Origin of the sequence: Clostridium sp. AF27-2AA, from assembly GCF_003478505.1 — a bacterium.
In the GTDB taxonomy this organism is placed as follows: domain Bacteria; phylum Bacillota; class Clostridia; order Lachnospirales; family Lachnospiraceae; genus Brotaphodocola.
Genome location: NZ_QUFI01000005.1, coordinates 101598 through 114156, shown reverse-complemented (window position 1 = coordinate 114156; position 12559 = coordinate 101598). Strand labels below are relative to the sequence as shown.

Here is a 12559-nt window from a genome sequence, read left to right as displayed (position 1 = left end):
GGTTCTGGTAAGACTGTTCGCCATTCTGGTTCTGGCGGTTCTGATAAGTCTGTTCGCCATTCTGATTCTGGCGGTTCTGGTAAGACTGCTGCTCCCCCTGCGCGTTATTATTCCGTCTTGCCGCGGCAGGCCGGCCATTCTGTCCACGGTTCTGGTAGGAAGTGCGGGTCGGCTGGGAATTCTCCGGCACTGCCGTCTCATGACCGATATTTTCCTCTGCTGCATTGCAAAGCGCTTCGATCAGTTCTGCTTTTCTCAGGGCGGTTGCCCCCTTAATTCCCTGCTTCTTCGCCATTTCCTTTAATACAGCTACAGGTAATGTCTGCAATTTTTCTCTCATATATGTTCTCCATTCTAAACTTGTTCAAGTGGGTGGGATAATAATGATAGATATGGTTTTCACCATGTGATTAATTAACTTCCGAATGATGCGGGAGCTGCAGTCCGCAGCCCCCACGCATGATTTTATTATAATGGAATTCCCGAAAAAAGAAAAGATTTATTTTACCTGGATTCGCTGTCATCCCTTACCGATTCCCGCAAAAAGCGCATATGTTCGCCAATTTTCGACTCATAGCCGTTTTCGGACGGATGGTAAAATACCTGTTCTTCCATTCCATCCGGCAGATACTGCTGTTTTACGTAATGATTCGGATAGTTGTGAGCGTATTTGTATCCGATTCCGTGTCCCAGTTTTGCGGAGCCACCATAATGGGAGTCCTGCAGATGCGCCGGAACCGGCATGGAACGCTGACTTTTCACGGCATCCATTGCCTCGAACACGGCATTGCACGCGGAATTGGATTTCGGTGCTGTTGCCACATAGAGGACCGCCTGGGAAAGAATGATCTGGGCCTCCGGCATACCAATGCGCTCCACCGCCTGTGCCGCGCTGACGGCCACGGTAAGTGCCTGCGGATCCGCGTTTCCCACATCCTCTGCCGCGCAGATCATGATCCGGCGGGCAATGAACTTGATGTCCTCTCCGGCGTAAAGCATGCGTGCCAGGTAGTAAACCGCCGCATCCGGGTCCGATCCGCGCATGCTCTTGATGAACGCTGAGATGGTATCGTAATGGTTATCTCCATCTTTATCGTAGCGGACCGCGCGTTTCTGAATGCACTCCTGGGCCACCTCCAGCGTAATGTGGATCAGGCCGTCTGCCTGGTCACGCTCCGTGGTAAGAACGCCCAGTTCCACGGCATTTAAGGCCGCGCGGGCATCTCCGCCAGATACATCCGCGAGGAAATCTGCCGCTTCGTCATCGATCACCGCATGATAACTTCCCATGCCCTTTTTCTCATCCCTCACCGCCCGCAGGATCAATTCTTTTACATCTTCCTTCTCCAGTGCCTTCAGTTCAAAGATCCGGGAGCGTGAAAGAAGCGCGCCATTTACCTCAAAGTAGGGATTCTCCGTGGTCGCGCCAATGAGAATCAGGGTTCCATCCTCCACATAAGGAAGCAGATAATCCTGCTGGCTTTTATTGAAGCGGTGGATCTCATCTACAAACAGGATGGTCTTTTTTCCGTACATGCCCAGGGCATCCTTCGCCTCCTTCACCACATCCTCCATGTCCTTCTTCCCCGCCACGGTTGCGTTGATCTGGCGGAAGCTGGCACTGGTGGTGTTGGCAATCACCTTGGCCAGCGTGGTTTTTCCGGTTCCCGGCGGGCCATAAAAGATGATGGAACCAAGCTGGTCCGCCTTGATGGCGCGGTAAAGCAGCTTGTCCTTTCCGATGATGTGCTTCTGCCCTACCACCTCGTCCAGCGTGGTGGGGCGCATACGGGACGCCAGGGGCGATTCCTGCTCCTGGGTGCTCGCTCTCATATAGTCAAACAGATCCATGTATCTTGTTTCCTCCTCTTGCCGCAGCTTTCCGGACGTCTGGCCGCAAACTGCAGCGTATGCTTTTTTCCAGTATAATCCGCGCGGATTCCTGCGTCAACCAGGATTCGCGGCGGTAATCCGGCCAGCTCCGCAGTGGCTGTTTTGTCTGCTCAGCCGGATCAGCTGCCCGCCTGCATTATCCGGACAGTGCCAGACACTCTGCCCTGCTTCAGTCCACCAGCAGTTCTTCCACGGTCACAAATTCATAACCCTGCTTCTGCAGGTCATCTACGATCCGCAAAGCCGCCTCCACGGAGGTTGGGAAGATATCATGCATCAGGATGATGTCACCATTCTTCACATCTTTCTCCACCCTCCGTACAATCTGCTCTGTGTTCTGCAGCTTCCAGTCCAGGGAATCCACATTCCACAGCACTGTAGTCAGATTCACCCGGCACTCCAGCTGTTCATTCCAGGCACCGTAGGGCGGACGCAGATACTCCGGCCGTCTGCCGGTGATGTCCTGAATAAGCGTCTCCGTCTGTTCGATTTCCGCGCAGGCCTGCTCTGCCTCTTCCTTTGTCATCTGGATGTGGCGGTAGCTGTGATTGCCGATAAGGTGTCCCTCCTCCTGCATCCGCTGTACCAGTAATTCTTTTCCGGCAATATTTTCTCCCATGAGGAAAAATGTGGCTTTCACGCCGCGCTGCTTCAGTCCGTCTAGCAGGGCAGGCGTGCAGGTCTGATGGGGGCCGTCATCGAAGGTGAGGGCAACCTGGCGAGGCTGGGCGGTGGATGCTTGAATGGTGGATGACTGGAAGGTACCGGACTGGTGCCGCGCAATCGCAAAAACCGTGCCGGCCAGGGCTCCATCTGCCAGAAGCACCAAAAACAGCAGCAGACTCATTGCCGGCAGCTTCCATTTTCTTTTGCTCACAGCAGTACCCTCCACGCCCTCTTTTCCCTATTATTTATATCAGAATTTCCCTGCGGATATGCTTGCGTTTTTCCTCCATGTGCGCTACAATAGTCATGTCAAATATTTTGAAGTATTTGAAATATACTTCATTAATTCCGATATTAGAAAGTATTTCATGGAAATTAGAAACCTGATTACATTTACCAAAGTAGCTGAGACCCAGAGTCTCTCCAAGGCTGCAAAAGCGCTGGGTTACGCCCAGTCTACTGTTACCATGCAGATGCAGCAGCTGGAGCAGGAACTCGGAGCGCAGCTCTATGAGCGTGTGGGTAAACAGATCCGTATCACACAGATCGGGCAGGAATTCTTATCCTACGCAGGCGCCATCGTCCGTATGTCGGAAGATGCCCTGATGGTTGGCAGACAGAAGGAGGCCGCTGTAAGCGGTTCTCTGCGTCTTGGCATATTAAGCCCGCTGTCCCCGGCTGTTGGCAGCGCCATTGCGCGCTACCTGCAAAGCTATCCCCAGGTTGACCTGGAGGTGCAGACCGTACAGAATCCGGACGATCTGCTTTCCCGTCTGCGGCATAACGAGATTGACCTCGCCCTGACGCTGGACACGCTTTACACCGATGCCGATCTGCTCCATGCTTTGGAAGATCAGCCGGTTCCGGTTCACTATTACACAAACAAAGCACATCCTCTGACCAGCCATGCAGGACCGGGCGCAGAAGATGTTTCCCATTATCCGATCATCCGCACCAGCTGTTACAATTCCAGGGCGAACGTTTCTGCTTCCAGGCAGCTGTATATTGCGGATCCGGGATTAGCGCTTTCCATTGCAGCCAGCGCGGATCCACAAAGTGGTTCCTCTGTTATTGTTCCGGTTCCGGATCTGATTGCGCAGAATCATCCGCTCTTTCAAAATCTGGCCCGGCTGAACTGCGAATGCGACATTCCATCACTCTGGCTGCAGACGCTTTACCACCGGAACAAATGGCTCACCGGAGCCATGAAGGCCTGGCTTTCTGATAGCCAGAAGCTTTCCTTTTCCCTTTGACAACTTTTCCATTTTTTGTTTTGGCATAGCGTGCGTGGCCGGCCACTTTCCCCGGTCACGCACCCATCACACAAGCTTTAAAACTCCTGCCTGTGAACTGCAATCACCCACTGCTTCAGTATCTAAAGAAATGCCGAAATTGCTTGACAGAAAAGGGGTTGGGTGGTAAACTCACAGTGTATTTTGATATGAGCTTTTGATTCACATATTTTTGTAAGTCAAGAAGTACATTCCAGATTTACAAAAATATGTGATTTTTGTTTCATACGAAAATACAAATTTTATTTTTTTATAGGAGGTACCACAATGAATAACGGTACAGTTAAATGGTTCAACGCAACTAAGGGTTATGGCTTCATCACCAACGATGAGACTGGCGAGGAAGTATTCGTACACTTCTCCGGTATCGTAGCTGACGGCTACAAGACCTTAGAGGATGGCCAGAAAGTTACCTTCGATACCGCTGAGGGCAACCGTGGTCTGCAGGCTGTTAACGTTCACGTTGTAGCTTAATTTACCACCTGAAAATAGGATACCCGGAAATCCGCAAGGGCTTCCGGGTATTTTTTTGCATATTTTTTGTATAACAGAAAAACCCCGGAATTCCTTGCGGATCCCGGGGTTTTAAGCTCTAGTTGAGTTTTAATTACTTCAGGGTAACTTTTGCGCCCTCAGCCTCAAGTTTAGCCTTGATGTCCTCAGCCTCTTCCTTAGAAGCGCCCTCTTTCAGGACCTTCGGAGCACCGTCAACTACGTCCTTAGCCTCTTTCAGACCAAGACCGGTAGCTTCACGTACAACCTTGATAACTTTAACCTTGTTCGGGCCAACCTCGGTCAGCTCTACGTCGAACTCAGTCTTCTCCTCAGCTGCCTCGCCTGCGCCTGCTGCTGCTGCAACTACAACGCCTGCTGCTGCGGATACGCCGAACTCTTCCTCACAAGCCTTTACCAGGTCGTTCAGCTCTAATACGGATAACTCTTTGATAGCTTCGATAAACTCTGCAGTGGTTAACTTTGCCATTTTAATTTCCTCCATTAAAATAATTATAATTCTAAATCAATTGTTGTTCGATATGACATCGAAATGCTTACTTCTGACTGCTCATACGGCTGGCCGCAGAACCATGCTCAGATAATTAAGCCTCTGCGCCCTGCTTCTCAGCGATCTGATTAAGCACACGAGCGAAGTTGGTGATCGGAGACTGGATGCTTCCCAGTAACTTTCCGAGAAGTACTTCTCTGGACGGGATGGTTGCGATAACCTGCATACCCTTCTGATCATAGTAAGTACCTTCAACAACACCAGCTTTGATCTCAAGCTTGTCTGCCTTTTTAGCAAACTCAGCCAGGATTCTTGCCGGAGCTGTAGCGTCATCCTTAGATACTGCGATTGCGGTCGGTCCTTCTAAATCCGGATCCAGAGCTGCGAAATCAGTACCCTCAGCTGCACGCTTGATCATGGTGTTCTTGTATACTTTGTAAGTAACACCAGCTTCTCTTAACTGCTTACGAAGCTCGGTATCCTGAGCAACAGTAAGACCACGATAGTCTACTACTACTGCGGATGCAGCGCCGTTTAACAGCTCGGAGATCTCAGCTACGATAGGCTGTTTTAACTCAACTTTAGCCATGAATGTCTTCCTCCTGTTTTATTATATAACTGGAGACTGCAAGGAAAAGCCCCACTGTGCAAGACAGAGGGGCTCTACAAATTCGTCATTTAATACAAATTGTACGTTCCTCGGTAGGCGGCTGTAACCTTACGCCTTACGGCACCTACTGTCTTCGGCAGTCAATACTTGTGTATGATAACATACTATATTGGGATTGTCAATCAGTTTTTTGCAAAATCTGATTAAGCCATCAGCTTAACTACGTTCAGCTTAACGCCCGGGCCCATGGTAGAGGTCAGGGTTGCGCTCTTGATGTAAGCACCCTTTAAGGTAGCCGGTTTTGCTTTGTTGATTGCATCCATAAGCGTCTGGAAGTTGTCCGCTAACTGCTCCTCAGTGAAAGAAGCTTTACCCACTGGCACGTGGATGATGTTGGTTTTATCAAGTCTGTACTCGATCTTACCAGCTTTGATATCGTTGATAGCTTTGGTTACGTCCATGGTTACGGTACCAGCCTTCGGGTTCGGCATTAAGCCCTTCGGTCCAAGTACACGACCCAGACGACCAACAACACCCATCATATCCGGGGTAGCTACAACTACATCGAAATCTAACCAGCCTTCGTTCTGGATCTTCGGGATCAGCTCCTCAGCGCCTACGAAATCTGCGCCTGCAGCCTGAGCCTCGTCAGCCTTTACGCCCTTAGCGAAAACAAGGATTCTGGTAACTTTACCAGTACCGTGCGGGAGAACAACTGCACCACGGATCTGCTGGTCAGCGTGACGTCCGTCACAACCGGTTCTGATATGAGCCTCAATGGTTTCATCAAATTTAGCTACAGCAGTCTTCTTAACAAGTGCGATAGCGTCTGCTGCATCATAAAGAGTAGCGCGGTCTACTGCTTTAGCCGCTTCTACGTATCTCTTTCCATGTTTCATAATAAAATAACCTCCTAGTGGTATTGTCGGGGATGTCCCTCCCACGTATTTAAAGTTTCATCTCAGTCCTGTATGAAGAATTACTCCTCAACAGTGATACCCATGCTTCTTGCAGTACCTGCAATCATGCTCATAGCTGCTTCCAGACTTGCTGCGTTTAAGTCAGGCATCTTGGTCTCAGCGATCTTCTGAAGATCTGCCTTAGAGATGGTAGCAACTTTGGTCTTGTTCGGGGTTGCGGAACCGGATTTGATCTTGCAGGCTTTCTTTAACAGAACAGCTGCCGGCGGAGTCTTGGTAACGAAGCTGAAGCTTCTGTCTGCATATACGGTAATAACAACCGGGATGATCAGATCGCCCTGATCTGCGGTTCTTGCGTTGAACTCCTTGGTGAACTGTACGATATTAACACCGTGCTGACCCAGTGCCGGACCTACTGGCGGAGCCGGGGTAGCCTTGCCTGCCGGGATCTGTAATTTGATGTAACCAGTAACTTTCTTTGCCATGATAATGACCTCCTAATAATGTGGTATTGTCGGGGGTGTCCCTCCCACGAACCGGCATCACCGGTCCTTTTTCGTTGTTACATGTGTTTCACTTCTGTGAAATTGAGTTCAACCGGTGTTTCACGGCCGAACATTTCGACATTGATCGTAAGAGTGTGCTTACTCTCATTGATAGACTTAACGGCACCGATCGTGTCCTTCCATGCGCCGGCGGTTACCACAATGGTATCACCAACCGCATAATCCAGAGCGACTTCTGTCTTTCCGAATCCGAGGCTCTCCATCTCCTCATCGCTTAACGGAACAGGCTTGGAACCCGGTCCGACAAAGCCGGTTACACCGCGGGTGTTGCGTACTACATACCAGGTATCATCGTTCATGATCATATGGATGAGTACATAGCCTGGGAACATTTTTTTGTCCGCAAGCTTCTCCACGCCGTTCTTGAGTTCTGCGACTTCGAGCATCGGAACGGAAACTTCGAGGATCTGATCCTGGAGGTTACGGTTCTCAATGGTTTTCTCAATGTCAACTTTAACTTTGTTCTCGTAGCCTGAATAGGTATGAACTACATACCACTTTGCTTCTGACATCTTATCACCCTCGCCTTAATTAAATAATGAAGCTGAGGCCCCATTTGATAATGAAATCCAGGATTGCGATGATAATTCCCAGCGCAGCGGTAACCGCCACAACAGCAACAGTCTGCTTGCCAACGGTTTCCTGGTCAGGCCATACGATTTTGTTGAACTCAGCTTTTAAACCCTTGAAAAAGCTCTTCTTCGGAGCCTTCTCAGTGCCTGTAGTTTCTCCCATAGTTCACACTCCTTACTTGGTTTCTTTGTGTAAAGTATGAGTTTTGCAGAATCTACAATATTTTTTGGTCTCCATGCGATCCGGATGTGTCTTTTTATCCTTCGTCATGTTGTAGTTCCGCTGTTTACATTCTGTACATGCCAGTGTAATCTTTGTGCGCACGACTTCCACCTCCACTTGATTTTTTCGTTGTTTTTCAGCCTTTTTTTCTGCCGGACCAGCCCACAGGCTAATTTTGAGCATAAAAAAAAGACCTAAGCTCTTCCATTCGCCATACCACTATAGCATAACGATGTCCATGCGTCAATCTTTTTCTTTATTTTTTTGCCGGAAATCCGCGTGTTTCCGTGGTTTTTCCGGATTTTTTCATATTTTTTCCATGTTTCTTCCGTTTTTTCAGCTTATAAGCCACCACCGATACAGATAGAAACGAAATAAACCTGACGCACTCCGGCTGCTTTTAAAACTCTGGCGCAGGCTTCTATGGTGCTGCCTGTGGTGTAAATGTCGTCTGCAAGAATGACCGTTTGTGGGAGTTTTGCTGCTTTACCTGCGGGCACTGAAGCTGTTCGTCCCGGCATCCTCCGGCTATCCGTTTTGTCCTGCGCAGGTTCCTGTCTGAATTCTGCCGCCACCGCGAATGCGTGGCGCAGATTCCGCAGACGCTCATCCGGACCGAGTTCTTTCTGCGGTGCTGTCTTTTTAGTCCGGACCAGCAGGCGTTCGTTTACCGGAAGTCCGGTCAGCCGCCCCAGGCGTACTGCCAGCTCCCCCGCCTGGTTAAAGCCACGGCTCCGCAGTCTTGCCGGATGGACTGGCACCGGCACCAGCACCGCGTCTTTATGACACTTGAAAAAATAGCCGTACCGCCTTGCAATGGCCTCTGCGTAAAAATCCAGATACTCCCGGCGGTTTTTGTACTTGACCGCCGCTATGGATTTCTGCGCCACAGTGTCATAGCGGATTAAAGCCACGCCGGACTCAAAGCTGCGCTGCCGCCGCAGGCAGTCCGGGCAGTATTCCGCCCGGTCACTGATGAGCTCCGTCCCGCACTTTTTACAGGACGGCTGCTGAATAAAATGAAGCTTCGGCACGCAGCCAGAACAGATGAGCGCACCCTCCGGCAGTACAATCTGGCTGCAGACCGGACAGCAGCGGGGAAAGAGCAGGCCGACCAGGGGTTCTATTTTTACAATTCTGATTTCATGACCTCCTGAATCCGGATCTTCAATCCGGTGTAACGGCGCTGTTCTACCTCGTTGTCCACCATGGCCTGCAGCATCTCCGGAATTCCTACCAGGCACACACAGGCACGGGCACGGGTGACCGCCGTGTAAATCAAGTTTCTTGTCATCAGCATGCGGGGGCCGGAATAGACCGGAATGACGACTGCCGGATACTCACTTCCCTGGGACTTATGAATGGTGATGGCGTAGGCCAGCTCCAGCTCTTCCAGCTGCTTAAAGCTGTAGTCCACCATCTTTCCCTCGTCAAACTCTACGGTCAGCTCTTCCGCAAAGGTGTTAATCTCACGGATGATGCCGATATCCCCGTTAAACACCCCGGCTCCGGAATCCACCGGAATGCCATAGCGGTTGCGGGTCTCCCACTCAATCTGGTAGTTGTTCTTAATCTGCATGACCTTATCCCCGACACGGTAGATGGTTCCGCCCACTTCTTTTTCCGGCTTGGACGGGTCCTGCGGATTTAAAAAGCTCTGCAGAATGGTATTCAGCCGTTCCACGCCAAGCGCGCCCTTCCGCATGGGCGTCATGATCTGAATATCAAACATATCCGCATGCACATAATTCGGAAGCTTTTCCCTCACCAGCGTCAGCATGGCGCTGATAATGGCGTCCGGCTGTTCCCGGCGGATAAACAGAAAATCCTTGCTGCGTTTTCCCAGCGGGATCCGTTCTCCATCGTTGATCTTATGGGCGTTCACGATGATGTCACTCTCCGCAGCCTGACGGAAGATCCGGGTCAGCTGTACCACATTAAAGGCTTTGGACGCGATCAGATCACGCAGGACGTTGCCCGGACCTACACTCGGAAGCTGGTTGGTATCACCCACCAGAATCAGGCGGGTTCCCGGGTTCACGGCACGAAGAAGCGCGTGCATCAGGTAAATATCTACCATGGACATTTCATCAATAATGATGGCATCCGCATCCAGCGGATTCTCCTCGTTGCGCTCAAAGTGCATGCCAGAAGTATCTTTATCATCAGACGGAACTCCGGTCAGCTCCAGAAGCCGGTGAATGGTGCGCGCCTCGTAGCCGGTGGCTTCTGTCATACGCTTAGCCGCGCGTCCGGTCGGTGCCGCCAGAAGAATCTCCATCTCCTCCTGTTCAAAATAGCGGATGATGGTGTTGATGGTTGTTGTCTTACCGGTACCAGGGCCGCCAGTGATGATAAGAAGGCCGCTGTTGACTGCCTCAATGACTGCCCGGATCTGAAGCTCATCCGGCTCAATCTTCTCTTCCTCGCAGATCTTCTCCAGTTTTTTTCGGATTTCTGTTTCCGGCTCGGAACCGCGCAGGTTCAGGTCGTGGAGCATGCGGGCGGTGTTGAGTTCTGTGTAGTAATACTGGGAGGCATAGACATGGCGGGACGGCGGATCTGTTTCCTGCGCCGCCGTCTCCGGATCCGGCACATTCTCCTCATTCACCTTCACCACGATCTTCTTTTCCATCTGCAGATCTGTCAGATGCTTTTCCATCACGGACGGATCTACGCGCAGAAGTTCGGAAGCCGACGCCAGAAGCTCCTCCTGCGGAAGATAGGTGTGTCCGTTGGCCACAGACTGCAGAAGGGTGTAGTAAATACCACTGCGGATGCGGAAGTCGGAATCCGTGAAAATGCCGACCTTCTGGGCAATCTCATCCGCCATCTTAAATCCGACACCCTGGATATCGTCCGCCAGGCGATATGGATTTTCCTTGATGATACCATACATACGCGGGCCATATTCATTATAAATTTTCAGGGCCAGGCTCATGGAGATACCGTAATCCTGCAGAAACATCATGGCCTGACGCATTTCTTTCTTGGATTCCATCTGCTCAGAAATGGCCCGGGCCATCTTTTCGCTGATGCCCTTTACCTCTGCCAGACGTTCCGGCTCTTCTTCAATGATGCGGAACGTATCTGCCTTAAACCGGCGCACGATACGCGCTGCCAGAGCCGTTCCCACACCGCGGATGGCACCGGAACCCAGATACCGTTCCATGGATGCCGTATCTTCCGGTGCTTTCAGCTCGTAGGATTCCACCTGAATCTGGTCGCCGTAAACGGGATGCTCCACGTCACGCCCTGTGGCCTCAATAAAATCTCCCTCACTGATATAAGGAAAAGTTCCCACCAGAACGTAATCCAGGCCATCCGCGCTGACATTCAGGATGGAGTAGCCATTCTCCTCGTTGCGATATTTGATTTTCTCCACATATCCACTTACTGTCGCCATGTTTGTATCTCCTGCGAAAAGAAAGGCCCCGCGTCCGCGATGGACACGAGACCCTTTCAGTTGCCCGTTTGTCTTCTTTCTTAGTTGAATTCCTGCTCTTTTTTGTCTCCATGCTGGAACTCGATGAACTTACCGGTTCCGATTGCCACTGCAGTCAGCGGATCTTCCGCTACCATGGTGGTAATGCCGGTTTTCTCCTCGATCAGCTGGTCGAGACCGTTTAACAGGGAACCACCGCCTGTCATTACGATGCCGCGGTCAAAGATATCTGCTGCCAGTTCCGGAGGAGTTCTCTCCAGGACGTTGTGAACAGCGTCTACGATCTGCATAGCCGGCTCACGCAGTGCCTCCAGAGTCTCCTCGGAAGTAACCACGATGGTCTTCGGGAGTCCGGTTACCAGGTTACGGCCACGTACTTCCATGGTCAGTACTTCCGGTCTGCGGTATGCGGTACCGATGTTGATCTTGATTTCCTCTGCGGTTCTCTCACCGATCAGCAGGTTGTGCTTCTTTCTCATATAGCGGACCAGCGCCTCATCAAAATCATCACCCGCAATCTTGATGGAGGTGCTTACTACGGTTCCGCCCAGGGAGATGACTGCGATATCCGCAGTACCGCCTCCGATATCTACGATCATGTTTCCGCATGCCTTGGAGATGTCGATTCCGGCACCGATGGCTGCTGCTACCGGCTCCTCAATGATGGAGACCTCGCGCGCGCCCGCCTGATAGGTAGCGTCCTCAACTGCCTTCTTCTCAACCTCAGTAGCTCCGCTCGGGATGCAGACTGCGATACGCGGCTTACGCAGGGTTCTCTTGCCGACTGCTTTATTGATGAAATATTTTAACATCTTCTCGGTAACGGTATAATCGGAAATAACGCCCTGGCGCAGCGGTCTTACCGCGATGATATTGCCCGGGGTTCTTCCGATCATCAGACGCGCTTCCTCGCCGATGGCCATGATCTTGTTGGAATCACGGTCAATTGCTACTACGGAAGGCTCTTTGAGCACAACGCCTTTGCCTTTGATATACACCAAAATGCTCGCCGTACCTAAATCGATTCCGATATCGTTGGATACTAACATAAATTTCCTCCTGATGTTTCTCGTTTCCTAACTGCTTTGTATCTTCGCAGTTACCTTGTTTCCCACTTCTATCCATGAATATGCGCAGAGAGCGCATTTTTCGTTCTAATCTCTCTTATTATATACAATCCAGGAGGTTTTTGAAAGGGTTTTTTTATTTTTTATTATGTTTATATTTTTTTTATGATGGCGACACAGTTTAGTCACAATTCTTTTTTATACTTTAAGTACATTATCCGAAAGGGTAATGGAACCTTTGTTTCAAGTGCATACTTGAAATTACAAAGCTTTTTCATACTCATACCGGGCAGCCCGAAACT

15 protein-coding genes and 1 other annotated feature are annotated in these 12559 nt (G+C 50.6%); of the genes, 2 read left to right on the top strand and 13 right to left on the bottom strand.

The features are described 5' to 3' along the window. The 3 genes from DWY84_RS17705 to DWY84_RS04655 form a co-directional block, all read right to left on the bottom strand. A partial coding sequence (locus DWY84_RS17705) for a Rho termination factor N-terminal domain-containing protein (RefSeq protein ID WP_243024757.1) occupies window positions 1–340 on the bottom strand: 340 nt, incomplete at its 3' end. 164 nt (window positions 341–504) lie between these two features. Next, complete coding sequence (locus tag DWY84_RS04660) at window positions 505–1851, bottom strand: AAA family ATPase (RefSeq protein ID WP_118531272.1); 1347 nt, start codon at window positions 1849–1851, stop codon at window positions 505–507. Between the two features lie 211 nt (window positions 1852–2062). Further along, on the bottom strand, window positions 2063–2770 hold the full coding sequence (locus DWY84_RS04655; RefSeq protein ID WP_243024756.1) for a polysaccharide deacetylase family protein: 708 nt from the start codon (window positions 2768–2770) through the stop codon (window positions 2063–2065). Window positions 2771–2927: 157 nt separating this feature from the next. Here DWY84_RS04655 and DWY84_RS04650 point away from each other — a divergent pair, with 157 nt between their 5' ends. Together DWY84_RS04650 and DWY84_RS04645 are read left to right on the top strand one after the other, a co-directional pair. Next, window positions 2928–3812: a LysR family transcriptional regulator gene (locus DWY84_RS04650; protein WP_178716437.1), complete on the top strand. Its 885-nt coding sequence runs from the start codon at window positions 2928–2930 to the stop codon at window positions 3810–3812. A gap of 306 nt (window positions 3813–4118) precedes the next feature. Further along, complete coding sequence (locus tag DWY84_RS04645) at window positions 4119–4325, top strand: cold-shock protein (protein WP_118531268.1); 207 nt, start codon at window positions 4119–4121, stop codon at window positions 4323–4325. A 133-nt stretch (window positions 4326–4458) separates the two neighbouring features. Here DWY84_RS04645 and rplL read toward each other — a convergent pair whose 3' ends face one another. From rplL to mreB, 10 genes are all read right to left on the bottom strand, one after another. Next, window positions 4459–4833, bottom strand: a complete 375-nt coding sequence (gene rplL, locus DWY84_RS04640; RefSeq protein WP_118531266.1) for a 50S ribosomal protein L7/L12 — start codon at window positions 4831–4833, stop codon at window positions 4459–4461. Between the two features lie 115 nt (window positions 4834–4948). Continuing rightward, complete coding sequence (gene rplJ / locus DWY84_RS04635) at window positions 4949–5443, bottom strand: 50S ribosomal protein L10 (RefSeq protein ID WP_118531264.1); 495 nt, start codon at window positions 5441–5443, stop codon at window positions 4949–4951. Between the two features lie 33 nt (window positions 5444–5476). Continuing rightward, window positions 5477–5619 (bottom strand) — a sequence feature (ribosomal protein L10 leader region). Between the two features lie 48 nt (window positions 5620–5667). Next, window positions 5668–6363 (bottom strand): 50S ribosomal protein L1, encoded by a 696-nt coding sequence (rplA, locus tag DWY84_RS04630; RefSeq protein ID WP_118531262.1) that lies wholly within the window; start codon window positions 6361–6363, stop codon window positions 5668–5670. An 80-nt stretch (window positions 6364–6443) separates the two neighbouring features. Beyond that, entirely contained in the window at window positions 6444–6869 is a 426-nt protein-coding gene (rplK, locus tag DWY84_RS04625) for a 50S ribosomal protein L11 (RefSeq protein ID WP_118531260.1), read from the bottom strand. Between the two features lie 77 nt (window positions 6870–6946). Further along, entirely contained in the window at window positions 6947–7462 is a 516-nt protein-coding gene (gene nusG, locus DWY84_RS04620; RefSeq protein WP_118531258.1) for a transcription termination/antitermination protein NusG, read from the bottom strand. Window positions 7463–7481: 19 nt separating this feature from the next. Beyond that, entirely contained in the window at window positions 7482–7685 is a 204-nt protein-coding gene (secE, locus tag DWY84_RS04615) for a preprotein translocase subunit SecE (RefSeq protein WP_118531256.1), read from the bottom strand. Window positions 7686–7697: 12 nt separating this feature from the next. Beyond that, window positions 7698–7847, bottom strand: a complete 150-nt coding sequence (rpmG, locus tag DWY84_RS04610; protein ID WP_080552267.1) for a 50S ribosomal protein L33 — start codon at window positions 7845–7847, stop codon at window positions 7698–7700. A gap of 239 nt (window positions 7848–8086) precedes the next feature. Beyond that, window positions 8087–8854 (bottom strand): ComF family protein, encoded by a 768-nt coding sequence (locus DWY84_RS04605; RefSeq protein ID WP_347560767.1) that lies wholly within the window; start codon window positions 8852–8854, stop codon window positions 8087–8089. 20 nt (window positions 8855–8874) lie between these two features. Beyond that, window positions 8875–11151, bottom strand: a complete 2277-nt coding sequence (locus tag DWY84_RS04600) for an ATP-dependent RecD-like DNA helicase (protein ID WP_118531254.1) — start codon at window positions 11149–11151, stop codon at window positions 8875–8877. A gap of 80 nt (window positions 11152–11231) precedes the next feature. Beyond that, complete coding sequence (gene mreB, locus DWY84_RS04595) at window positions 11232–12239, bottom strand: rod shape-determining protein MreB (RefSeq protein WP_118531252.1); 1008 nt, start codon at window positions 12237–12239, stop codon at window positions 11232–11234. Between the last annotated feature and the right edge of the window lie 320 nt (window positions 12240–12559).